Origin of the sequence: Caballeronia jiangsuensis, assembly GCF_046030135.1 — a bacterium.
Lineage (GTDB): Bacteria > Pseudomonadota > Gammaproteobacteria > Burkholderiales > Burkholderiaceae > Caballeronia > Caballeronia jiangsuensis.
Map to the genome: position 1 here is coordinate 113194 of NZ_JAQQDB010000006.1, position 22884 is coordinate 136077.

18 protein-coding genes and 2 pseudogenes are annotated in these 22884 nt (G+C 58.6%); 11 read left to right on the forward strand and 9 right to left on the reverse strand.

The annotated features are described in order from the left end of the window. Positions 1 to 181 precede the first annotated feature (181 nt). The 4 genes and pseudogenes from PQR08_RS08385 to PQR08_RS08400 all read left to right on the forward strand — a co-directional run bounded on the left by PQR08_RS08385 (position 182) and on the right by PQR08_RS08400 (position 6047). Positions 182 to 3523 carry an adenylate/guanylate cyclase domain-containing protein gene (locus PQR08_RS08385; protein WP_250485924.1) on the forward strand — a complete coding sequence of 1114 codons (3342 nt, stop codon included), beginning with the start codon at positions 182 to 184 and terminating at the stop codon, positions 3521 to 3523. Further along, positions 3504 to 4076: an MFS transporter gene (locus PQR08_RS08390; RefSeq protein WP_284509116.1), complete on the forward strand. Its 573-nt coding sequence runs from the start codon at positions 3504 to 3506 to the stop codon at positions 4074 to 4076. The genes PQR08_RS08385 and PQR08_RS08390 overlap by 20 nt, the downstream gene beginning before the upstream one ends. After that, positions 3958 to 4554: an MFS transporter gene (locus PQR08_RS08395; protein WP_250485927.1), complete on the forward strand. Its 597-nt coding sequence runs from the start codon at positions 3958 to 3960 to the stop codon at positions 4552 to 4554. Before PQR08_RS08390 ends, PQR08_RS08395 begins: the two co-directional genes overlap by 119 nt. Positions 4555 to 4665: 111 nt before the next feature. Further along, positions 4666 to 6047: pseudogene (locus PQR08_RS08400) on the forward strand (MmgE/PrpD family protein). Between the two features lie 919 nt (positions 6048 to 6966). Here the strand turns inward: PQR08_RS08400 and PQR08_RS08405 are convergent. Continuing rightward, positions 6967 to 8096: pseudogene (locus tag PQR08_RS08405) on the reverse strand (ATP-binding protein). 374 nt (positions 8097 to 8470) lie between these two features. Between PQR08_RS08405 and otsA the strand changes: the two are divergent. The 4 genes from otsA (at position 8471) to PQR08_RS08425 (ending at position 11197) form a co-directional block, all read left to right on the forward strand. Further along, positions 8471 to 9874 carry an alpha,alpha-trehalose-phosphate synthase (UDP-forming) gene (gene otsA / locus PQR08_RS08410; protein ID WP_250485928.1) on the forward strand — a complete coding sequence of 468 codons (1404 nt, stop codon included), beginning with the start codon at positions 8471 to 8473 and terminating at the stop codon, positions 9872 to 9874. 170 nt (positions 9875 to 10044) lie between these two features. Then, positions 10045 to 10248 carry a DUF2934 domain-containing protein gene (locus tag PQR08_RS08415; protein WP_250485929.1) on the forward strand — a complete coding sequence of 68 codons (204 nt, stop codon included), beginning with the start codon at positions 10045 to 10047 and terminating at the stop codon, positions 10246 to 10248. 31 nt (positions 10249 to 10279) lie between these two features. Beyond that, positions 10280 to 10528, forward strand: a complete 249-nt coding sequence (locus PQR08_RS08420; RefSeq protein WP_187609336.1) for a hypothetical protein — start codon at positions 10280 to 10282, stop codon at positions 10526 to 10528. 252 nt (positions 10529 to 10780) lie between these two features. Next, positions 10781 to 11197: a response regulator gene (locus PQR08_RS08425; RefSeq protein WP_408161253.1), complete on the forward strand. Its 417-nt coding sequence runs from the start codon at positions 10781 to 10783 to the stop codon at positions 11195 to 11197. Positions 11198 to 11395: 198 nt separating this feature from the next. On the opposite strand, the gene PQR08_RS08430 is transcribed toward PQR08_RS08425, so the two are convergent. The 8 genes from PQR08_RS08430 to PQR08_RS08465 all read right to left on the reverse strand — a co-directional run bounded on the left by PQR08_RS08430 (position 11396) and on the right by PQR08_RS08465 (position 19219). Beyond that, positions 11396 to 12271 (reverse strand): manganese catalase family protein, encoded by an 876-nt coding sequence (locus PQR08_RS08430; RefSeq protein ID WP_250485932.1) that lies wholly within the window; start codon positions 12269 to 12271, stop codon positions 11396 to 11398. Between the two features lie 245 nt (positions 12272 to 12516). Beyond that, positions 12517 to 12693: a hypothetical protein gene (locus tag PQR08_RS08435; RefSeq protein WP_238218426.1), complete on the reverse strand. Its 177-nt coding sequence runs from the start codon at positions 12691 to 12693 to the stop codon at positions 12517 to 12519. Positions 12694 to 12754: 61 nt separating this feature from the next. Beyond that, positions 12755 to 13657 (reverse strand): YsnF/AvaK domain-containing protein, encoded by a 903-nt coding sequence (locus tag PQR08_RS08440; protein ID WP_250485933.1) that lies wholly within the window; start codon positions 13655 to 13657, stop codon positions 12755 to 12757. Positions 13658 to 13709: 52 nt separating this feature from the next. Next, positions 13710 to 14186, reverse strand: coding sequence for a YsnF/AvaK domain-containing protein (locus PQR08_RS08445; RefSeq protein ID WP_250485934.1), 477 nt, complete (start codon positions 14184 to 14186; stop codon positions 13710 to 13712). A gap of 33 nt (positions 14187 to 14219) precedes the next feature. After that, positions 14220 to 14936, reverse strand: a complete 717-nt coding sequence (locus tag PQR08_RS08450; RefSeq protein ID WP_250485935.1) for a YrzE family protein — start codon at positions 14934 to 14936, stop codon at positions 14220 to 14222. Between the two features lie 395 nt (positions 14937 to 15331). Then, complete coding sequence (gene phaP, locus PQR08_RS08455) at positions 15332 to 15898, reverse strand: TIGR01841 family phasin (protein ID WP_250485936.1); 567 nt, start codon at positions 15896 to 15898, stop codon at positions 15332 to 15334. A 262-nt stretch (positions 15899 to 16160) separates the two neighbouring features. Continuing rightward, a complete protein-coding gene (locus PQR08_RS08460) occupies positions 16161 to 17228 on the reverse strand; it encodes an extracellular catalytic domain type 1 short-chain-length polyhydroxyalkanoate depolymerase (protein ID WP_250485937.1) in 1068 nt (355 codons plus the stop codon). A 1265-nt stretch (positions 17229 to 18493) separates the two neighbouring features. Further along, entirely contained in the window at positions 18494 to 19219 is a 726-nt protein-coding gene (locus PQR08_RS08465) for a Crp/Fnr family transcriptional regulator (RefSeq protein WP_250485938.1), read from the reverse strand. Positions 19220 to 19411: 192 nt separating this feature from the next. Here PQR08_RS08465 and PQR08_RS08470 point away from each other — a divergent pair, with 192 nt between their 5' ends. The 3 genes from PQR08_RS08470 to PQR08_RS08480 all read left to right on the forward strand — a co-directional run bounded on the left by PQR08_RS08470 (position 19412) and on the right by PQR08_RS08480 (position 22609). Then, positions 19412 to 20293: a hypothetical protein gene (locus tag PQR08_RS08470; protein WP_250485939.1), complete on the forward strand. Its 882-nt coding sequence runs from the start codon at positions 19412 to 19414 to the stop codon at positions 20291 to 20293. A gap of 448 nt (positions 20294 to 20741) precedes the next feature. Next, positions 20742 to 21656, forward strand: a complete 915-nt coding sequence (locus PQR08_RS08475) for a LysR family transcriptional regulator (protein ID WP_250485948.1) — start codon at positions 20742 to 20744, stop codon at positions 21654 to 21656. A gap of 185 nt (positions 21657 to 21841) precedes the next feature. Then, positions 21842 to 22609 carry an SDR family NAD(P)-dependent oxidoreductase gene (locus tag PQR08_RS08480; protein ID WP_408161254.1) on the forward strand — a complete coding sequence of 256 codons (768 nt, stop codon included), beginning with the start codon at positions 21842 to 21844 and terminating at the stop codon, positions 22607 to 22609. Positions 22610 to 22884: the final 275 nt, after the last annotated feature.

Here is a 22884-nt window from a genome sequence, read left to right on the forward strand (position 1 = left end):
ACTCCCAGACTTCAGTTTCCGCACGTGCATGATGTATGGTTTGTAGCCCACAAAAATGCGCCTTGCCTACGAGCCATCTGCTTGCTACGGTATGTAGTAGGTTTGGTTGCCCAGATTAATTGCGTTTCACCTTGACGCCCTGGCCTGGCAAGCAGGTTGCAGTCGTCACCAGAGTCTGTCCATGGATACGCTCGCATCGTGGCTGCGCCCCCTCGGGCTTGACCAGTACGTGCCATTGTTCGAATCCCATGGCATTGACCTGCATTCGCTGCCACTTCTCTCGGAGGAAGATCTAGTCAAACTCGGCGTGCTGCTCGGGCACCGCAGGCTTTTATTAAAAGCTATTTGCACGCTTGACAACGACAGGCACGTTGTGGCGTCGACAATGCAATCGGCCCAGGATGCCGGGCGCCGACAACTCACTGTACTGTTCTGCGACCTTGTCGGCTCGACGGAACTCGCGCGGCGGCTCGACGCGGAGATGCTAAGGGACCTGATGCACGCTTACCAACGCGCATGCGGGGATATTGTTTCCCGCTATGCCGGTCACGTGGCGCAATACCTCGGCGACGGCATAGTCGTGTACTTCGGTTTTCCCCAGGCGCATGAGGATGACGCGGAGCGCGCCGTGCGCGCTGCGCTCGAAATGGTAGCCGTCGTCAGCAAAGTGCCTGCTTCAACTCCGTTGAGAGTGCATGTTGGCATCGCAACCGGTTCGGTCGTTGTCGGCGACAGCGGCGCGTGGGACGCTCTGCGATCGAATGCGGCCGTGGGCGAAACCCCCAACCTTGCCGCGCGTCTGACCGCGCTTGCCGACCCAGATCAAATTGTGATTTCTTCGGGCACATGTCGGTTGCTCGGAAATGCCTTCAGGATCGAGGATCTCGGTGAGCACGCGCTGAAAGGCATCACCGAACCCGTAAAGGCATATCTCGTCAGGGATCTGACACGTAGTGAAAGCCGGTTCGACGCGAACCGAAAAAGCCGCTATACACCTTTTGTTGGTCGCGAGTCCGAAGTTGCTTTACTTCTGTCCCGCTGGGACAACGCGCACGAAGGCGAAGGTCAGGTCGTATTACTGACCGGGGAACCCGGCATCGGGAAAAGTCGCATTGCACACGTGCTCAGTCGACATCTCGCTGACACACATCATCTGCGGCAGTTCTATCAATGTTCTCCCTATCACAACGGTTCGGCCTTCTATCCGCTTGTCGAACCGTTCGAGCGCGCTTTTGGATTTGAGCGCGATGATACGCCAGAGCAGAAGCTCGATAGGCTGGAAGCGTCACTGAATCTCGACTTCGACGAGTTGCCGCTCGTCGCACCTTTTTTTGCCGCGCTACTGTCGCTGCCGACCGATCGTTATCCGACGCAGATGCTCGCACCGCCAAAGCACAGGGAGAAGACGATAGCCGCATTGGTCGAGCAGATGCTGCGTTTGGCGAAACGCCAGCCCATCCTGATGATCTGCGAAGACGCACAGTGGGCCGACCCAGCGACACTCGAGACGATGGCGTTGATGGTCGAGCGGATACGTGAAGCACCCGTCCTCCTCATCGTAACCTGTCGCCCCGAATTCGTGCCACCTTGGACGGGACACGGCAACGTGACGCTGCTGCATCTGAACCGCCTGTCGAGACGGCAGGGAGAGGCGATCACTGATCAACTCGTCAGCGGAAAGCCATTGCCCGGGGAATTGCTCGACCAGATTCTCGAACGTACCGACGGGGTGCCACTATTCGTCGAGGAGCTGACACAGGCGGTGCTCGAGTCCGGTATCCTGCGCGATGCTGGCGACCATTGGGAACTGCCGGGACCGCTGCCGCCGCCAGCGATTCCAACAACGATTCAGGACTCGTTGATGGCACGCCTCGATCGTCTCGGAACATGCAAAGAAGTCGCTCAGATCGGCGCGTGCATCGGCCGCGAGTTCGATCGCGGACTGCTCGCGGCGATCAGCCCGACGAACGAGGCTGATTTGCAGGAGTCACTCGACCGCCTCGTCGACAGCGGACTGGTCTTCAGGCATGGCAGCGGTGGGGAAGCCGTGTACATGTTCAAGCATGCGCTCGTGCGCGATGTCGCCTACGACGGGCTACTGATGAGCCGGCGAAAGCAGATTCATGCGGCGATTGCACGCGCGCTGGCCACCGAACTCAAGGACCGGACGAAGACCCGGCCCGAACTGCTTGCGTTGCACCTGACACGCGCGGACCTGGTCGATCTCGCACTGCCGCAGTGGCGTACGGCTGCGCGGTCGGCGATCACGAAGAACCGTCATCGCGAAGCCCTGGAATATGTCGATGCAGGCCTTGCACTGATCGATCGGGCCGCTATCGAGCACCGTGCGGACCACGAAGTGGGACTCCTTGTTACGGGCGCCGCCTGTCATTGGGTGCTTACAGGCTATGCGTGCAAACAGGCTTCGGCGTTGTGGGCACGTGTCGAAGCGTTGGTCGATCAGGTGACTGATCCACGGCTCTCGATCCTCGCGCTGTCGGGCATCAACATCTGTGCGTATGCTGGTGCGGATACCCGAAAGGCGCTCGCCACCGCGGAACGGCTGATCTTGCTGGGCGAGAGTACACAGGACATCGACAGCAAGCTCGTCGCGTTCTCGTGCGTCGGACCCATTCTCCACCAACAGGGTCAATTCGAGCGTTGCACCAGATTGCTCGAATTTGTCATCGACTCGTACCGACCAGACCGGCAAAGCGGTTTCGGCCGGCTCAACGACTCGAAGGTGACTGCATGCAACTGGCTCAGTTATTGCCATCTGGCTGGTGGCCGCTTCGATCAGGCGAAGCACTATGCGCGACTGGCCGTCGACCATGCGACGGATATTGCGCAGCCGTTTGTGCTGTCACAGGCACTGAGCGTCGCGGCACGGGCCTTCGCGGAAACCGGTGATGAAGAGACGACGTTCGACCTGTGCGATCGCTGTATCGAACTGTGCGACACGCAGAACCTTCCGTTTTGGAAAGGCTGGGCAATGGTGTACGAGGGAGTCGCGCTCGAGCGGCGCGGAAAACATCAGCAGGCTGAGGCGCGCCTCGCGCAAGCAATCGAACATCTCGCTGCAGGCGGTGGCCGCAGCGATCTGGGATACATGTACGCATGCAGGGCGCAAGCGCTCGCAAATCTGGGCCGTTTCGATGATGCGCGGCGCGACATCGAGACGGGTTGCGCCGAATGCATCAGCACTGGACAAATGATCTCATTGATCGAGCTGGCCTACTCCCGTGCCGTGACCGAACTGCTTGATCCCGGATCTGACGCCCGCGTCGCGGAACACTGGTTCAACGTTGCCCTGACCGACGCGCGCTCGCTTGGTCTGACACTCGTCGAACTGCGTGCGGCGATGTCCCTGGCCAGCTTGTGGAAAGCCGACGGAAAATGCCGCCAAGCACAGGTCGTGCTCGGGCGCGTTGTTAGCGCCTGCACCGAGGGGCGGGACTGCCAGGACGTTACGGCCGCGATCGCACTGCTCGACAGTCTCGATGATGTTGACCGGAAAACGTGAATCCGATATAGGGTCTGGCCGATTCGCGCCGGTCGAGCGCCCCAGGATCCATTGGATCGCAGCTAGAGTTGGGACACTTGGGCCGTCGATCGCTGGCGTGATCCTCTACCTGACCTACTGGTTTCCTTCACGTTATCGGGCCAGGATCATATCGATCTTTCTGATGGGCATTCCTGTGTCCGGCTGGATCGGTGGCCCGCTGGCCGGATGGATCATGCACGACCTTTCTGGATTGCATGGCTTGCGCGGATGGCAACTATTGTTCATTTATGAGGGGCTGCCCGCCATCGCGCTGGGGATCACAGCTTATTTCTTCCTGACGAACGGCGTTGCGCAAGCGAAGTGGCTATCGGATTCGGAAAAGGCAATCGTGCTTGCCGACGTGCAAGCCGAGCATGTCAGCAAGTCGGAATCCGGGGGGCGGGTCGTTGCGGATGCTCTTCCGCAATCCACGATTCTACGCAGCGGTCTTTGCGTATTTCTCCATCACGTGCGCGACGGTCGCGATGAGCCTGTGGGTACCCACGCTCATCAAAGGTCTGGCAGTGAATGATCTTCGCACGATTGGATGGCTATCCGCCGTTCCTTATGTTGCCGCGACGGTGGGTCTATGGGCGATTGGGCGGCATTCGGACTATCGACTCGAACGGCGTTACCACGTTGCGATGTCGCTTGTGGCGTCAGCGGTGGGATTCATTCTGCTTGGATTCACAGGCGGAAGCGTCGGCTGGACGATCGCGCTGCTGGCGCTCGCGGCGACCGGACTGTATGGCGCGATTCCCGTATTCTGGGCGATTCCCACCAGTTATTTTTCCAGGTCGAATGCTCCAGGCGGAATCGCCTTGATTAGCAGTCTCGGGTGTCTCGGCGGCTTTCTCAGCACGGCAATTATCGGTTGGGTGAAGAGCCTCACTGGAAGCCTGGATGTCGCGATGGGTGCGGTCGGACTGCTGATGATCGTCGCCTCGGTGGGATTGTTGGCGGCGTTTCCGGCGAGGCTGATCCAGCCTGTGCGCACCGACGCTTCCTGAATCCACGGCAATCCTCCGCAAATCTGACTACGACGACGTGCACATCACGCGCAATGCGAAGCGAACACGATCTATCGCCCATATCGATTCTGTTTTTCTGTTTCTACAACCATGACCGATCATCCCAGTCTTGACCTCGCGACTTTTGCTGCTCAATTGCGCTTCGACGTGATCCCGTCGCACGTGGTGGAGCGCGCTGTAAACCTCTACGTGGATTGGCTTGGCTCCGCGCTGGCGGGTAAAGGCGCGCGTCCCGTCGAAACGATTGCCGTCTTCGCTCGCCGCGCAGCCTTGGGCGGCGGGACGGACGAGGGTGGCGCGGCCGAAGTGCTGATCGACCGCACGCGCTCCACGCCCTATTTCGCAGCCATGGTGAATGGCGCTGCGTCGCATTTTGCGGAGCAGGATGACGTGCATAACGGCTCCGTGTTCCATCCGGCAACCGTCGTTTTTCCCGTTGCGTTGGCGCTTGCGCAAGCTCGCGGTGCTTCGGGCCGCGACCTGATTACGGCGGCGATTGCGGGCTACGAAACGGGCATCCGCGTTGGCGAGTTTCTCGGCCGATCTCATTACAAAGTGTTCCATACGACGGGCACTGCCGGGACGGTGGCGGCGGCGGCCACGGCAGGCCGACTGCTTGGCCTGTCGCCGCAACAGATGCTGGATGCGTTCGGTTCGGCCGGCACACAGGCTAGTGGCTTATGGGAGTTCCTGCGCGACGCCGCCGATTCGAAACAACTTCATACAGCAATGGCGGCCGCCAATGGTCTGATGGCCGCCGAGCTCGCAGCTGACGGATTCAGAGGGGCGACACGTATCTTGGAGGGAGCGCAGGGCATGGCCGCGGGTATGTCGAGCGATGCCGACCCGGCGCGGCTTGTCGATCGGCTCGGCGAGCGGTGGGCGACTGCGGAAACGTCGTTCAAATATCACGCATCGTGCCGCCATTCACATCCTGCCGCCGATGCGCTGCTTGCGGTTACCGGGCGCGAGCGATTGCTGGCTTCCGATATCGCGCGTGTCACCGCGCATGTGCATCAGGGCGCGCTCGACGTTCTCGGAGCGGTGGTTGTGCCGCGCACCGTCCATCAGGCGAAGTTCAATATGGGAACGTGCTTGGACTTGTCGCGTTGCATGGGTACGCCGGAGTCAACGAGTTCGAAGGCAGCTTCGACGCGGAGTCAGTGGCGGCGTTTCGCGACAAGGTAGAAATGGTTTTCGACGACGAAGTGGACCGCGCGTATCCGGCCCGGTGGATCGGCAAGGTGACTGTCGTTACCCACGATGGCCGACACTACGCCGGGCGGATCGATGAACCAAAGGGCGATCCGGGCAACACGCTATCGCGTGATGAAATTGCTGAGAAGGTCCGCCGGCTTGCTGCATTTTCGGGAGCGGCATCGGATGACGAAGTGTCTGATCTTCTCAATGGAGCGTGGCAGGTCACGTCGTGCGACGTAATGGGACCGGTCTTTAGTTGTTTCCGCGGATGAGCGTGACGGGGCCGCATTCGTACCACGGTATGTCGAGCAGCAGCCAATATCTAACCGGGTGACAAGTGGCCAATTTGGATGATATGAGTTACATCAGAGCGGCGGCGGCCTCGGCGGCAAATGCAGACGACGCCTCGATTTGGCGATGGTTCGCATTGCTCGTTGAGGAGCGCAGGATCCGCTGGTGCCTTCGCGATGATCATTGGCTCGTGAGCATTGACAACAGACACGTCGCTACGGAGAACAGCTTTGATAGGGCCATCCGGATTGCGAGAGAGGCCATATCAAAATCGGAGCAATGCTGTCGCGAAGACCAAGGCGACGAAATGGGGGCGGGTACTGGCGCTCGCCGGCAGTCGAAGAGGACGTTCACCATGGTTGTTCGGTCGCCCTCGCGTTAGAAAAATTTGTCAGCAGAAATCGACGCTGCCGCCGTCTGTGTAGTTGCCGTACAGCGTGATGATGCTCTGGCCTGGGTAGAGAACGCCTATTGGCCTATCGCAACCTAGTTTGCAGTTCTGGCAGTCATTAGTTTTGTCGCCACATTCTTCGCGTCAGAAACAAAAGGAATAAGCCTGGGCGACTGAGACAACTGTTTCAATGCAGAAATGCTTGAAAATGGTGGAAAAGCGGCAAACCGCGAATTGGGTCGGAACTGTTGCCAGGAACTTCTTGGCAGGGGCGACCTCTTGTCTTGCCGGCCCCTTGCCGCCATTCGGCTTGCCGCGAAAGTATCGGCCGTTTCACTGAACGATGGGCCTATCTGGTTGCGGAGATCGCCGGACAAGCAGCGATCGACGTGTTGCTCGGCCCAACTGACTGATCCCGCGCGTCGGGGGTTCGTGAATGTTGACGTCGGGCTCTGTTCGGTCATGAGGCGCCAACGACGCTCAGTCTGTGATGTCCGACGCAACATTGGCTATTTCTTCATCAACGTGTGTCGCGGAAGGCTGATCGTAAATATGCATCCGACGCCCGGAACATCGCGCACGCTCAGAATGCCATCATTCAGTTCGACGCTTCGACGTGCTATCGACAATCCGAGCCCTAGCCCGGATTTGTCGGCTCCGAACTGGGTGAATGGCAGAAACATCTGTTCTGCCTTGCCTGGCGGCAAACCACCGCCATGATCCTTCACATCAATAAGTATCTTGTCGGCGATGGCATACGCGCTCGTTCGGAGTTTGGTTGGGTAAATTTAAAGGCGTTTTGTATGAGATTGCCGAGCGCTGAATAAAGGAGGTCACGGTTTCCGCTGACAGCGAGCTGGGGATCGACTGACGTCACGACAAATTTGCACCCGCGTAGCTGTGCGGCCAGATTTGCCGCGTGCTTTGTTTCGTTTATGAAGTCAGAAACTGAAAACAGCGCCCATTTAGCACTATCACCTGCGGGAACGCGGGCGTCGTCGATTGAACGCTCAATGAGCTTCTCCAAGCCCGTCAGGCTCCGCTCCAATACGGCGCCCGTAGCGCCAAACAAGGGCAAATTTCCAGCTTTTGCAGCAGCAAACGCAAGGGTCGCCGTGTGCAGGAAGTTGCGAAGTTCATGGGCGAAAGACCCCATGCGCTCGCCTTCATCAAGTGCATTTTGAGTAGCTATCTTGAAATCGCGTTGGTAACTGAACTCGGTGACAGCATCGGCGATCGCGTTGTCCAGGCAGCGGTTCAGCGTGCGGAACTCGTCGATCGAAAACGGGGCATCGCGTTCATGTGCGAGGTCAGTAATGGCCTGACAAAGGTCTCCATAATCATGGACGACCTGGTCAACCGTGTATCCCAACGTCAGCAATTCGTGTCCATGACGGGCCGCTGCCTCCCCAATCTCCGAACGGCCTGAATTACCTCCTGGCGAGCCTGACACAATGAGGCTTTCTGACGGGCGTTCAGTTTGCTCGATTTTCAGCGTTTCAATCAGCTGTTCAAGAAACAGCGGAACGCCGTTTTCGAGTTGAAGCGCGGACGCACCACGTGCCGGCCGCAGCGCCACTTTGGACCTGCAGCGCACGATCAGTTCATCGCGGTTATTTGCTAGAAACGTATGAAGCATGGCGCCTCCTGCACGATGCATGCCGTAAGCCAAACTACTCCCGAAGCTCGCTGTCCTCCGCCTGGAAGTCGAACCGTGCGCGTTCGAACATTTGATTCCCATCGGCCAGTCAAACCAACCGCGAATCGGCATAACGGAGAAGCGACATAAATGGTGCGAAGCAAAAAAGACGCCTATGTCTAATCGACCTGCACACAGATGCTGGTCGTCTCCGTGAGCCAACTCCTACGATGTCCTTGATATGGACCGTCTCGCGCGCCTGGACAGACGGTGGGCGGTAAATTAAGTCGTATTAGCGACGCCTTATCGACTGAAAGCGCGACGCATCATGTTACCGTGCCAGTGTGGATTAAATTGCCAACTCAGAGCCTGATATGAGCCGTCTGGTGGTCGTATCAAACCGCACTTCCGATCCTCGCAAATCTGCGGCAGGAGGCCTCGCCGTCGCCCTGCGGGAAAGTCTTGAACAAACTGGCGGAGTATGGTTCGGCTGGAGTGGCAAACTAAGCGACGACACGGAGGGAGGGGCTGCCGACCGGCATGGACTTGAGATTCATACAAGCGGCAACGTGACACTGGCAACGCTCGATCTGACCCGCGACGAGCACGACACCTATTACGTTGGATACTCCAACGGCGTGCTTTGGCCGGTGTGCCACTATCGCCTCGATCTCGCGAAATTCGACACGCGCTTCGCTGAGGGGTACCGACGCGTGAACCGGTTGTTCGCGCGCAAGTTGCTCACGATGTTGAAGCCAGATGACATCCTGTGGGTGCATGACTATCATCTGATCCCGCTGGCCGCAGAATTGCGTGCGGCCGGCTGCAACCATCGCATCGGCTTTTTCCTGCACATTCCGATGCCGCCCCCACTGATCATGGCGGCGATCCCCGAGCACGAGTGGCTCATGCGGTCGCTCTTCGCATACGATCTCGTCGGCTTCCAGGCGCAGTCCGATGTCACGCACTTTTCGCACTATGTCGAATCCGAGGCTCGGGCCGTCCGCGTGGGTCCGAATCACCTCCGTGCTTTCAATCGCACGTTACAAGTAGGGGCCTTTCCGATCGGCATCGACGTCGAGGAATTTGCACGCCTTGCGAGGGCCAAGGAAGGGCGCGAGATGTTTGCGCGCATGCGTGACGAATACTCGCGGCGGCGCTTGCTTCTCGGCGTTGACCGACTCGATTATTCGAAAGGATTACCGCAAAGGATTCACGCTTTCCGGCAATTGCTGGAGCGCTACCCGGAAAATCGTGACAGCGCTACGCTGATTCAAATCGCGTCGCCGAGCCGCGAGGACGTCGGGGCGTACGATGATCTTCGCCGTGAAATGGACAGCCTGTGCGGCGAGATTAACGGTGACTTTGGAGAATTGGACTGGATGCCGGTCAGGTACATTCATCGCAATGTAGCCCGAAAACGACTGCCGGGACTCTATCGCGCGAGTCGTGTCGCGCTGGTGACGCCGTTGCGCGATGGCATGAACCTGGTGGCGAAGGAGTTTATCGCTGCTCAGGACCCGGCTGACCCGGGCATGCTGGTGCTTTCGCGTTTCGCCGGCGCGGCCGAGCAGCTGACGGAAGCGCTGCTCGTCAACCCCTATGACACGCAGGGCACAGCAGACGCTATCCAGCGCGCATTGGTCATGCCGCTCGATGAGCGCATCAATCGACATACCGCACTCGCGGACCGGGTCCGCAAAGAGAATGTTCGCTGGTGGTCCGAGTCGTTCTTGAAGGCGCTCGCCGAGACGGAGATGGCTTCGGGGAAGACTTGAACGAATCTATCCGCGGGTCGCCGGGTCTTTTCAAATATCAATCAAATCGCGCTGAGTTTCGCGCCGCAAAAAAGCGCATCATCAGGACTCGACCTGTGAATATTCGAAACGTGTGACGGCACCATGACGGGCGCGCACGCAGGGTCGGCACAACCTCAGCGAGGCAAGACATGGACGTTCGCATCACCGAAGACCAAATCCGCTCGTGCGCATATCAACTTTGGACCGAAGCGGGGTGTCCGGAAGGTCGGGCTGACGAATTCTGGCAGCGTGCCCAGTTGCAACTCGGCGTTATTGAAAAGCCGACTCAATCCGATCTCGTCGAGGATTCGGACGAATTCGCTGCCGCGCCAGCAGCGCCGTCGTCACCGTGATTGCCGCGGTGGCTCACTGGAGGGAGGGCTGATGACAGTTCAAAACTCAACATACAGGGATTGCAACATCAGCGTCGATGTGATCGGTCCTGACGCTCGCGGTGCTTACTCGGGAACGTTCGTTATCACGCATGAGGTGGGTGACGCTGACGACGACAGACAGTTCACGCCTGCCTGGCGGACCGCCGTATTCTCGGAAGCGGAAGCGCTCACCCGGCTCACACGGCTGGCCGAAGACGTCATCGATGGGAAGAGAGATGGTTCGGAAATTAGCACCTGAATTCTTCGAATCACTCTTTTCCGCGAGCGAGCAATCATCGCGTACGCATGCAGTCGGCATCGAGTTCGACCTGTACGGGAACAACGTCGAACGGGCAAAACTTATGGCGGCACTTCGCCTGACTTCCCTGAAAGCTCATCCCAATGTCTGAACTTGTCGACGTTAGACAGCGGTTCGATCTGGGAGGGAATAATAATCCGTCCGTCGGGAATGCCACGTGCGCTTGATGTAGGGCACACCATCGAGAAGACAATGCGCAAACCGACAGCACCTCGGCTTCTCCTGGCTGATGACAACACTGTAGTGCTTAACGCGAGCGCGGCTGCTCTGATACTGCACGGTTTCGAAGTTCACACGGTCATCGACGGATTATCTGCCTTGACCGCTATTCAGCACTGGCATCCAGACATTGCCTTACTCGATATCGAAATGCCACTGATGGATGGGCGCACCGTAGCTCGAAACGTTCGAGCCATGGTGTTAGAAACGCAACCCTTGCTGATCGCGTTGACGGCCTTGACGTCCCTCGCGGATCGGTTAGCGTCGATTCAAGCAGGTTTCAATTATCACTTCACTAAGCCTGTTCAGTTCGAGGCGCTCCTGCGAACGCTGGACTTTCATCTTGACCCGTCGCTCAAGCACTTTCGGCCGACCGACGGTACAACGTGAATACTTGCTGGGCATATATTCGAGTGATGTAGCAGATTAGCACTCGTGGCATGAAAGGGCTCTGCGGCGCCGTCCGATCGCCACTGAGCAGAGTCGTCGGACGGTTCGGTAAGGATGGAATGCAGCATGTGTATGACGGCCAACCCGACGCGGCCCTTGCGGGCCGCTCTTCCGGATTTTTAGGCGCAACGCCACGAGTCAGGCAGCTTGACCCGCCCCGAGTTCAGCACCCGTGACCGGGTCGCTGCTAGCGTCGGAAGCCGTGCGTGCCGCCATGGCTTGCAGTGTTTCCACATCCGCCGAAGTCACCGTTACCGTCGCCAATCCATCGCCGCCATCCACAGCGGGTCGGGGATCGTCGACGAACGTCCACTCCGGTCCCTCATTCCACGGGCCACGCGTTGCTGACTCTTCGCCTTGCGACATCTTGTAGTAGACGCCGGTGAATTCCGGGAAGCCGGGAAGTTTGCCTTGCGGAAAGTTCGGCTGTATCGAATGAAGGGCTTTTTCGAATGACTTTTGATGCGCGATCTCTCGCGTCATTAGAAAGCCCAGCGTTTCGCGAATGCCCGGATCGTCAGTTACGTTGATGAGTCGCTCATAAACAATCTTGGCGCGTGCTTCGGCCGCTATGTTGGAACGCAGGTCGGCGGTCGGTTCGCCGATCGTATCGACGTACGCAGCCGTCCACGGCGTGCCGGCCGAGTTGATCAGCGCGGGTCCGCCACCATAAAGCAGGGACGTGGTGTGCGAATCGTTGCCGCCGCCAGTCATCGAGCGATAAAGTTCTGCCTCGCTTTCGACCGCTTCGGCCAACTGGCCGTTTGCACCCTTGTTCAGCATCGCGATAATCGAACCAATGATTTCCAGGTGGCTCAATTCTTCGGTTGCAATGTCGAACAGGAGATCCTTACGGCCCGGATCGTCCTCACCCACTGCCTGCGTAAAGTAACGGCACGCAGCGCCGAGTTCGCCTTGCGGTCCCCCGAACTGTTCCAGCAGCAGGTTTGCAAGACCGGGATTGGGCGCCGCGACGCGCACCGTATATTGAAGGCGCTTGTTATGAATGAACATGACTTTTTCCTTTGGAGAAGAGCTTTCGCCATACGCGCGACGTTGCGCATTTGGTGAGCGTTTCTCGCGAGTGACGCTCTTTCGCCGAGCGGTCCCGCGCCAGAATTGACGCGGCACGCCTTCTCATGAAGGCGCTCAGTTCTCAAAGCGAATATCGCTTTGGCGTGGTTACTTCAGGTTGCTGACGGGGTTTGTGGGGAAGAGATGACTTCATCTCGCGATGAAATGTGAGCACCGGAGGTCAGTTATGGATTTACCTTGCGCTTTTTGGGTTTGGCGGGCGTAAGCGCTGCGGTCCAGAAATCGACCACACCGCGCTTTGCTGCGGCGTTCGCGCGACCTCGCGCCGAGCCAATCACCGTGTTCGCGCCGCTTAACCACATGCTCATAAACGGATTCTTTTTCGTCCAGGGATTCTTCATGGATGCTCCTGTGAGCAGGCGAGCGCCCTCCAGGCTGTCGGGCAATCGCCTTGTCTTTGATTTAGGCAGATTTCGTCGGCGTCTTGATCATCGATTCATTCGCGCTTGGCACGCCACGCGGAAGTTCCGACTCCGCCGGCTCAAGTCCAGCTGCGCTCGCGCCAACACGCTCGACCTCGACATCCGTGCCACGCAGGGTCTCGTTGATGGTTTCCGTGTGTTCCGTTGCCTCGCGGCCCACGACGACCTCTTCAATCACGTGTGCGGTTTTTGCCACCACGGCGTGCTCAGCCGTTTCACGAATTTCCACCGAGCCTTCCTTCAGGTCCTCTGCCGTGGCAATGCGATCCACCGGCCGCCGCTCGATCGTCGCGTGTGCTTCGCGCAGATTCACGCTCTCGGAAACAGGCGTTTCCGTGGAACGGGAATAGACCCGCACGCCGCCGGTTTCCACTTCGCGCTTGCCTACGTCGAGCGATTCACGCGTCACTGCGAACGCTTTGCGATCTGCGATGACCTCATCGGGGGTGTAAGCCTTGGCTGTCGCGTCGAAGCCTGTGTAACCATTACTTTTCCATTGCGCGGCTCGCTCATCGACATCTACGGCCCCTGCCTCATGCATTGTCGAACGAACCATCCCGACGTGCGCTTCATCGGCCACCGTGACGGTCAGCAAGGCGCCACCGCGCCGGACGGCTTCCTGATAATGGCCCACTTCTTCTGGCCGATCGTCGGCGCCGAACATATTGCTGAAGAAGTGCTCGATCTTGCCGAATACGCCGGCTTCTTCGGTCGTTACGGTCAACGGTCGAGCGTCGGCTAGAGCAACGTCACCGGGCGCGCCGGCTTGATCAGCGGCATGCATTTCCATGTCGGTACGATTCAGGCCACTCGCGACCAGACGGGAGACAGCGGTCTCGGCGTCCTGAAACGAGTCGAATACACCTACGATTACTTGAGTCATGTGAAACTCCGAATGAGATTGAGCAGCCTGACGTGCGGCCAGGAAATAAAATCTATACAGCGGGATTTGAAACGGAATCGCCTGCGCCAGAGGACGGTATCGCGGGGTCCGCAATCCAGTCTCCCGCTGATCCGACTCGTCTTTCAACGACGACTTGCTGACGCTGCACCTCTGCAACGTGAACGTCGGTCTCGGTAGAGACGACGGTCGTTATACGTACCTCTTCTTTGAGCAACAGCTTCAATTCGGTCACGGGCACGTACTCGAAGACGGGCACGATCAAGGTGTCGCCCTCTTGGTGCGGGGCGAACTGGGCGTCGACGAATCTATTGACTGCAACGCGTTCTACCTGCACCGTACGGCTGTGCAAGAGGACGGGAAGCTCGTGTAGCTCGGTATGAGTGACGGTTCGAACCCGAAGCGCGCCGGTCTCCTGTTCGCGAGCCGTAAGGGCAAGCCGTTCCTCGCTCGCGATTAAAGTAGTCGGTCCGCCTTCGAGATTCGGCGTCGGTTCATCGTTACCGCTCATGCCCGTCCTCCGACTCGCAAAGTTGTATCGCGCTCAGTGCGCAGGACGGCTGCCCGGTACGGTGCGTCGCGGTGAGCGCACGGCGTCGTCCTTGTATGCAGCACCACCGGCGTCCTCGAACGGCGGCTGATGGCGAAAGCCCGCAACGCCGGACACGATTGCGATGATCGCGCCGACCACGAGCGCAGCAAACGAGAACCATGATGCACGGGCGACGCCGCGCGCTGCAGTGTCTGCGGCCTGGCGTGTGTCGGCTTCAGCTTGCGGACTGGAGGCCATGGCCGTCGCCGAGGCCACCGCGCCCTGGACCTGCTCCTTGAGCGAGCTCATCATCGTTCCACTGGCTGCGGACGGACCCGCTGCCGCGGTCACCGTTGCGCCTGTCGACGCAATACTGCCCGCGGCATTGACGGCGCTTCCTACCAGCGACGTTGCGCCGTAAGCCATAACGATGATCATCACCGCCCAGGCGAGGAGGCCGTGAAGCCAGCCCAGTACCGGCGCGCAACGGCCGGCGAAGTATGAACCGATGAACACTGCGATCACCGTCATCACGATCATGTAAGCGCCCGATCCGAAGGCGAATCCGCGCGCGGGATCGGGCTGAGTAAGCGGCGACAGGACAGACGCTCCAATTGCAGTCCCGAGCACCGTGAGGATCAGATAAGCGATGAGGGAGAGGATGACCCCGGCGATGACGGCACCCCAGGAGATACGGGGAAGACCGTCTTGTGTAGTGAGCAGGCGCATTTTGAAATCCGTGAAGTTAGGAAAACGAAAAAAAATGATGTTCTTGGAAATTGGTGTTGTGGTGTATAGCGCAAGGGCTATTCCCAGGTGGGTCGGACGACGGCCCGAACCCTTATCTGCAAGTTACGCCGCTTGTGCGAATGCAAATAGGGGGTATCCGCTCCATGCGTGAGAATCGAAAGAATTTATTGCCCACTACGAAAAGGCCAGCGTTGCACTGGAGCAAGTTCGAGTTGAGGGATGATTCAAAAGTTTGAAACGGCGGACAGCCACGCCAGGTCGCGAAGGGGCGCGCTTGCGTTGCTTTCCGAGTTCAACAAACAAAAGCCCGCTCGGAAGCGGGCCTTTGCTTGTCGTTGCAGAGACTAGTCCCGAAGCAGCGGGACTGCAGATGCTTAGTGCTTTTGATTCGGCTTGTTCATCGATTGCATGGCCGTATCGCCGCCGGTCTTCATGGCATTGCTCGCGGCCGAGACATTCGACTGGGTTTCCTTCGCCAGGGAATCAGCCGCGTTCGCTGTCGCCTCGACCGAGGCCGTGGTCGCTTGCTTCAAGTTCGTCTCCAAGGCCACAGCAGCCTTTTCCGACGCCTCGGATGCGTGATCAACCGCAGTCTTGAAGATCTCGTTCATGTGACCGCCATATGAGGCAAACTGGCTTTGCGCCTCACGCGCCACCTGCTCGCCTGTTGCCGAGACAATCGCAAAAAAATGCCGACTATACGATGCTGCCTTTTCCGGAACTTGCGTAAGCAATTTCGATTGCCATTCGTTCACGTCGCTGGCATTTTCAGGCGCTGGCCTGGTTACACCCTCGTTTTCGGAAATGAGCGTTCTAATGGTTTGCACATTAAGTTGCGTTAGCTTTTGAAAGCCGTCCATATACTTATCGGTCAAGCTCATCCACGCCTGGAATTTAGCTTTTTGAAATGCTGCCATTTGCTGCGGAGGAAGAAAGAACATAAATTACTCCATTTAATTTTTAGACGGGTTTGGAATTTCGGGAGAGGTGAAAAATGCGTTGCTGCATTGCACGGTGAAATTCATCCTACAGCATTAAATTCAAGCGTCAAGCCTTATTTCATTTATGCAAGAATGCAATTTGCGGTTCGTATTTTTTACGTCGCCCTTTTTTATTCCTAAGCTGGATAATTTGAAAAAGGTATAAACGACCCAATTATTATTTTGACGCGCTGCCTATTTGGCCCGCGCGTTTGCGGGCCATCTATCGTGAGTCGGCGACGGCCTCGAAGAATCGCATCATCTCTCGCGCAGCGTTCGGTCCCCGGGCGTCCGTGTGAGTGGCGTTGGGATCGCCACCCGACCAGGCGTGACCAAGCCCGTGGATCAGCCACTGTTCGCCGAAGACCTCCCCGCCGCCGCTACGTCGATACGTGTTGCGGGTATAGGGATAGCCTTGCTCCACTTGTCCGAGTTCGGTGGTAACCGATGCGTATGCCTCATCCGTGCCGAGCATCAGGCTCCGATGCATCTGCATCAGCCCCTGGGCGTTCAGCGGATGCACCGTGGTGTCCTGATCACCGTGAAAGACGATGAGGGGCACCGCACGACAAACGCCCATCGCGTCTCGTGCGGCGCTCAGCTGGGCGGCGCAGGTTCCCGTCCTCATTGCGGTCATCGCCGAAAATGCTTCGTCGGCGACACCGAACGCCAAGCCTGAATGAATCCCGGCGGCCGAGTAAAGGTCGGGATGAGTGACCGCAAGGTTCACTGCCATCGCCGCGCCGGCCGACATTCCGGCAATGAAAACGCGGGTCGGGTCGATCGCGTAGGATGCCATCACCTCGCGCGTAATTCCCGCGATGATCGAGGCTTCGCCTGAATCGCGGACCTGATCTGCCGGCCGAAACCAATTCCAGCACCTGAACATGTTGGCACTCGTTCCCTGCTCGGGATAAACGACGATACAGCCGCCACTTTCAGCGGCCCGATTCATTCCGGTGCCGAGTGCAAAGTCATCGGCGTCCTGGCTGGCGCCATGAAGCATGACGATAAGGGAGGTGGGTGCGCCGCGGTAATTCGCCGGAACGTAGACCTTGAAGTCGTGGACGCCCGTCGGGTGGGAAAACCGACCTGAGAGCCATTGCGGACCCGGTTGAAGCGCGCGAGTGGTTTTCTTTTGAGCTTCCGGTGAGCACGAATCGAAATCCGCAGCTTTGACCACGTCGTTGGCGACGCGAGAAACAAACAAGCCTATTAAGGGAGACGATGAACTGTCGAAAGAGGGGTGACCCGAATTGTGCATTACGGCTGTTGCGTTGATATTTTTCATTGGACTCTTTTATTCGGACTGATTTGCGCGATTGCCGAGTATCGATCTAACAATGGCCCGCCACCGGTCGGTGCCCGGAAACTCGAATGTATTTTTCTCGCCGAGGACAAATGCGGTGAATCCTTGGAAACCAGGTTGGACGCGTGGCTGTTGGGAAGGTCGGGCTCGGAAGCAAATATCGTTGGCGATCAATTCGCTTTCGTAATGGCGTTGATCCCGGATTTAGAACTTCGATTTCAGGTTCATCGTACCCGCGTTTACCCTTGGCGCGAAGGCGAATAAAGATATTTACGAGTTTAGGTACCACAAGGCATCGACATTCCGATGGGAGGTGGCAACACGGTCATCGTTTCCGGCGGCCGTCCCTGCCGTCGGCCGAGTGGCGCTCCAAAAGCGCAGCTAGGCAGCCAAGACGAAACGTACCCGCTTCCTTCCACGGATTGAGCGTTGCCGATCCGCATTGAACCACTCTATATCGAGCAGCAGCCAACCTCTGATCAGGCGGCAAGTGCCTAATTTGGATGATGTGAAGTACATCAGAGCGGCGGCGTCGGCGGCAAAAGGCCATAGATGCCTCGATTCGGCGATGGCTCGCATTGCTCATCGAGGAGCGTAGGATCCCCCTGGTGCCTTAGCGCTGAACATTGGCTCGTGAGCATTGACAACAGGCACGTCGCGACGGATAGCAGCTTTGATAAGGCGATCCGGATTACGAGAGAGACCATACTAAAATCTGGAGCGGAGCCGTCGCAGGACACAAGCGACAACAGGGCGGCCTGTACTGCGGCTCGCCGACGGAACAAGCGGCATTTCAGCATGGTTGTTCGACCGCCCTCGTGTCAGAAAAAATTTACGGCGCTGGCGGGTTCAGGCCGCACGTCGCCAGGCCCCCAGCGAACACCAGAAAATCCGCGCGAGTGAAGGGCCGTTGAGCATTGCAATCGGCCGTTGCTTTCGCGGCAAACCGAATGGCGGCAAGGGGTCGATTTCGCCTGTTGGTCGAGGGACGAACCGCAGTTCGGCATGACTGTGGTATCGACGGCCAGTGCTGAATGTCGACCGGTCATCCCGGCCGCGATCAGCGAACGTCCGCAAAGGCCGAAGCTCTCACGTCGGTCATCCGACAGGGCTCGGCCAAGAGGCGAACCTCAGTATTGATCCGCAGATGACTGGTAAGGGGTGTCTGGCGGACAAATTGGCTGCACAGGCTTCCAACTCGCCTTTCTCGTTCGTCGTTCAAAGTGGCGCACTGAAGCAGCCACGATCTAGGCAGCCGGATTTGCGCCACAAGGGCCGGGATCATTGACACTGGCAGCGCGCAGGCCATCAAAATCAAGAATAACGATTTCCCCGAATTTCAGATCGACAATACCCTGACTCTCAAGGTTCTTGAGTAGTTGGTTCGTCGTCTGCCGAGTAAGCGAAACCATTGAAGCCAAGGTATCTTGCGAGAGCATTATCTTGCTGTGTTCCGCATTAATCCCGCCGTAGCCACCAGCGATCAGCAATAAGCGACTTGCTAGGCGCTGAGCGGCGGGCAACAGTATTATGGCTTCGCTGGTCTCAAAAGAGATCCGGATTTTTTGCGCCATCAACAAGCCAAAATTCCGCCAGTAAGCAGGATGAACTCTAAGCAGGCTTTCCAACGCGGGACCGGGTACGTGAAGCACGAGAGTCTTACGCATGGCTGACACATCGTGCGGGCGAGGCAGCCCATCGAACATCGAGACTTCGCCGATCCAGGCGGTCGGCCCAACGACGGCGAGCAACGCTTCTTTTCCATCCGCGCCGACGGTGCCAATCGACAATGCACCATCAAGAATTGCGTACAGGCCGAACGACTGTTCGCCGCGCCGATAAAGCTGTTGCCCCTTCTCTAATCGGAGCAGGTCAGAGCGAGCGACAAGATAGTCCTGAAGCTCGATCGGCAAATCCTTGAACCACGGTGTTGTTGCAAGTTGTGGTCGATAGCGCTGCGCATCGGAAGTCATAGAGTGCGAATCTGTCGGGTAGCTGATAGATATTAGCCGGTTTCGACGGCATGATCGGGGCTCATATCTGACGACGCGGGAAGGTCATCGCGGGCGTCAGCCCTTCGAGCGGCGCAAGTGGCAGCGATGGAAATAGCCTGGGCCTGCCGCCCCACGCGAGCTGAAAGAATGACTCCTTCGAGGTACACAGTCGTGGAACATAAACACATTCCGGGTCTTGTCGATGTCATCAAGGTGGATCAGCCTGCTGACATCCTTCAAATCGCACGTGACGACACGCTTGACCGCGTTTTTGGCTCTGGCAAGCCATTGCTCAACAGTCTGTTGGTCCGCCGCATACTTGGGGTGCTGTCCTACAATGGACACCGATTCCCAACGATGAGCGCGAGAAAGGCAATCGGACGAGAAATTCAACAGGACGCGTTGTGGAAGAAACTCAACACGGCCGCACCGAATATCCGTGCGGCCCCCGCCGATTTGGAGCCATTGGCAGCGTGGATTCGCGAGTCGAACCCCGATGTCGCGGTCGGGCCGCTCGTGCAGCAGATCATCGGCCGCTTATTCAGCCCCACGTTCGAAGCTGACGACAATACCTGGGCCGCTGCGGAAGTGATTGCTGCGTCGCTAGCGCCGGGTAATGCGGTGCGCAATTTGGCTTCGAAAGTGACGGGCAAGGTGACGCGCGCCAAGGCGTTGCTCGCTTCGATGGTCGGTGGAGACCTTGCAGGCGTCCATGCGGTCAGTGTAGCAATACACAATGTCGTAAGAGGCCTGAATCAAATGCGCTGTCTTTATCTCGACACCTCGGTGCGGCAGACACTCGCGCCCGAGATGGCCAGCGAACGCTGCCTTTTTGCTCCGGGCGTGGTCCTTCGTCAAGCGACATCGAATGGAACGGTGGGTGGCTGCCCCTACACCGCGGGTACGCTGCTGTTGTTGGAGCTGGAGAAAGCTCGGCAGGCGAGCGGTGACGAATCGATGATTTTCCTTGCCGATACTTGGAGTCGGTGCCCGGCCGAGCAATGGGTACCGGCGATGCTGGAAGGTGTATGGAGGCGAGTCACAAACGCTTAAGGACAATAGGATCCAGTTCCTTTGCCTCATAGCTGGTGTGTACACGTTGAGCAAGCATATCGGAGGCAGAGATTCTCGTGGCCCATCGGCCGTTGGTCTTCGGGGAGAGGAAGCTTTGCCCCAAACTCGCGAGAGACTGCGGCGACTCAATATCAAGGAGACCGTTTTGGCGAACAACGGTCACCGACGCGGACGACTTGAAGGCTTTCAAGGCCGGCGAGCGTGCGCTTGCCGGCCAATCAGCGACACCCAGCCGCGCTTGAGATCAAGCTGCCAAGGGGCCGCACTCTACTCGAAGGCAGTCATCGGAGTCAGGAAAAAAGAAGCGGCCCCCAGCATCTGATCGCCTAAGTCAGGTCGGCGTCCCACCTAACGCGTGCTTTGTCTGGGGAGGTCGTCGTTTCGCTACACTGCGCACTTTCGCTAACGATCTGCTAGGAGAAGGCGCATGGACCGCATGGTGGCGATGGAGACCTTCGTAACAGTTGTCGATGCGGGTTCGTTTTCTGCCGCCGCACGCCGCTTGAAGCTCGGCCAGCCAGCCGTCTCAAAGGCGGTGGCACAACTAGAAGAACGTCTAGGCGCCCGTCTGCTGCTGCGATCGACGCGTGGCCTCGCGCCGACGGATGCCGGTCAGCGTTTCTACGATCACGCACTGAGGGCCATCGATGAGGCCGATCAGGCCGAGCAGGCTGTGCGCGAGTCGTCGGAAGGCTTGTCGGGACGATTGCGCATCGGCGCTGCCGTTACGTTCGCCCGGCTGCATGTCTTGCCAGCCCTCAAGTCTTTTCTGGATCAGCACCCCAATCTGAGCATCGACATCGTACTTGACGATCGATCCGTCGATTTGCTTGGAGAGGGCGTCGATGTCGCATTGCGTATGGGCACGCTGGACGATTCGACCATGACCGCGCGTCGCATCTCCAGCGCGCGGCGGTTCGTCGTCGGCACACCATCATATTTCGCCGAAGCCGGCATTCCTCAAACACCTGTCGACCTTAACCGGCATCAGGCAGTCGTTTACTCTCTGCGAGGCGGCGGTGAATCGTGGTTGTTCAGCCGCAGTGACGGCTCCGACTCGACCGTGACCTTGTCCGGCCGGATAAGCGTGAACGCGGCTGAAGGCATGCGCACGGCGGTACTCGGGCACATGGGCCTTGCCGTCGCTTCGGAATGGATGTTCGCCCCCGAACTCGCAAACGGCACGGTTCAGGCCGTCCTGACTGACTGGACGTTGCCGCCGATCGACCTGTGGGCGGTTTTCCCGTCCGGTCGCATGGCAACCACGAAGGCGCGTGCCTTCGTTGCGTTTGTCGAGCACCTTCTCAATGAGCGCAACTCTGGCGCAGGCCTCACCGGCTAGACGCTGCGCACCTTTGCCCCCTCGCAGCAGGAATAGGCGCTATTCCCCGCCCGCGGCTACCGGGCGATTCCGCCTCAGCGGAGGATACGCATCAACCAATGCACGAAACATTGGCTCCGATGCAGCAGTCCCTTCCGGCTCATCAAGCCGGAGGACCGCTTCAAAACCTACTGTTGAGGAAAAGCATGACCCAAGCTCTGAAAGGCAAACTCGCGCTCGTGACGGGCGCTTCGCGTGGAATCGGCGCAGCTATTGCGGCGCGTCTTGCGCGCGACGGCGCATCCGTCATCGTTCACTACGCATCGAGTGCCGCGCGGGCCGAAGCCGTCGTCAAGAAAATCCGCGATGCCGGCGGCGAGGCTGAGGCTGTCGGCGCCAATCTGTCGCAGCCAGAAGGCGTCAAGAGCCTCATTGACTCGCTGTATGGTGCGTTCGGCGGCCGCTTCGAAGGGCGGCTCGATATTCTCGTCAACAACGCTGGCACAGTCGAATATGGGCCGTTCCTCGATTCGTCGGACACGTCGTACGACACGCACTTCAACCTGAATGTGCGCGCGCCGATCGAACTGGCAAAAGACGCGGCAGCGCGCATGGTCGCGGCAGGCTGGGGGCGCATCATCAACGTGGGCTCGGCTTTCGGCGAAGCCGCGCCCTTGCCTGGCGTGACGCTCTACATCGCCTCGAAATTCGCCCTCAGAGGCTTTACGCGCGGGCTATCGCGTGAACTCGGGAAATTCGGCGTGACCGTGAATGCCGTGCAACCCGGCCCGATCGATACAGAACTCGCTCCGCAACCTGGCACGGAAGACCACGCAACGATGACGAAGCTCGCAAGCGTTGGCCGTTTCGGAAAACCGGAAGAAATCGCGGCGGCCGTGGCTTATCTAGCCAGCCCTGAAGCGGGCTATACGACCGGCGAGAGCCTGACGGTCGACGGCGGATGGATTGCCTGACCCGGGCCGCCAAGCATTTCGCTGACACTGCGGCGGCGCCGTGATCGGTTTAGGGGTGCAACCTACCGAGCGGTGCTAGTCGAGGGAATCGCACGCAGTTGACGGAACCGATGGGGACAGCATCAGGAGCGGATGCGCGTCGCATGTGCGACCGCTTTTGCTTCGATGTCAGTGCTGGTGGTTGACCGCCCGAGGTCAATCGGAGACCCTCGCCGCCGAGGTGATCGGCCCTTACACGAAGCCCTTACCGACGAATGGCCAGGTGCAGCTACAAC

Excerpts from the sequence above, each read along its gene's own strand:
- PQR08_RS08385 (WP_250485924.1), top strand. The coding sequence starts at position 182 with ATGGATACGCTCGCATCGTGGCTGCGCCCCCTCGGGCTTGACCAGTAC.
- PQR08_RS08390 (WP_284509116.1), top strand. The coding sequence starts at position 3,504 with ATGTTGACCGGAAAACGTGAATCCGATATAGGGTCTGGCCGATTCGCG.
- PQR08_RS08395 (WP_250485927.1), top strand. The coding sequence starts at position 3,958 with ATGCTCTTCCGCAATCCACGATTCTACGCAGCGGTCTTTGCGTATTTC.
- otsA (WP_250485928.1), top strand. The coding sequence starts at position 8,471 with ATGAGCCGTCTGGTGGTCGTATCAAACCGCACTTCCGATCCTCGCAAA.
- PQR08_RS08415 (WP_250485929.1), top strand. The coding sequence starts at position 10,045 with ATGGACGTTCGCATCACCGAAGACCAAATCCGCTCGTGCGCATATCAA.
- PQR08_RS08420 (WP_187609336.1), top strand. The coding sequence starts at position 10,280 with ATGACAGTTCAAAACTCAACATACAGGGATTGCAACATCAGCGTCGAT.
- PQR08_RS08425 (WP_408161253.1), top strand. The coding sequence starts at position 10,781 with ATGCGCAAACCGACAGCACCTCGGCTTCTCCTGGCTGATGACAACACT.
- PQR08_RS08430 (WP_250485932.1), bottom strand. The coding sequence starts at position 12,271 with ATGTTCATTCATAACAAGCGCCTTCAATATACGGTGCGCGTCGCGGCG.
- PQR08_RS08435 (WP_238218426.1), bottom strand. The coding sequence starts at position 12,693 with ATGAAGAATCCCTGGACGAAAAAGAATCCGTTTATGAGCATGTGGTTA.
- PQR08_RS08440 (WP_250485933.1), bottom strand. The coding sequence starts at position 13,657 with ATGACTCAAGTAATCGTAGGTGTATTCGACTCGTTTCAGGACGCCGAG.
- PQR08_RS08445 (WP_250485934.1), bottom strand. The coding sequence starts at position 14,186 with ATGAGCGGTAACGATGAACCGACGCCGAATCTCGAAGGCGGACCGACT.
- PQR08_RS08450 (WP_250485935.1), bottom strand. The coding sequence starts at position 14,936 with ATGCGCCTGCTCACTACACAAGACGGTCTTCCCCGTATCTCCTGGGGT.
- phaP (WP_250485936.1), bottom strand. The coding sequence starts at position 15,898 with ATGTTCTTTCTTCCTCCGCAGCAAATGGCAGCATTTCAAAAAGCTAAA.
- PQR08_RS08460 (WP_250485937.1), bottom strand. The coding sequence starts at position 17,228 with ATGAAAAATATCAACGCAACAGCCGTAATGCACAATTCGGGTCACCCC.
- PQR08_RS08465 (WP_250485938.1), bottom strand. The coding sequence starts at position 19,219 with ATGACTTCCGATGCGCAGCGCTATCGACCACAACTTGCAACAACACCG.
- PQR08_RS08475 (WP_250485948.1), top strand. The coding sequence starts at position 20,742 with ATGGACCGCATGGTGGCGATGGAGACCTTCGTAACAGTTGTCGATGCG.
- PQR08_RS08480 (WP_408161254.1), top strand. The coding sequence starts at position 21,842 with ATGACCCAAGCTCTGAAAGGCAAACTCGCGCTCGTGACGGGCGCTTCG.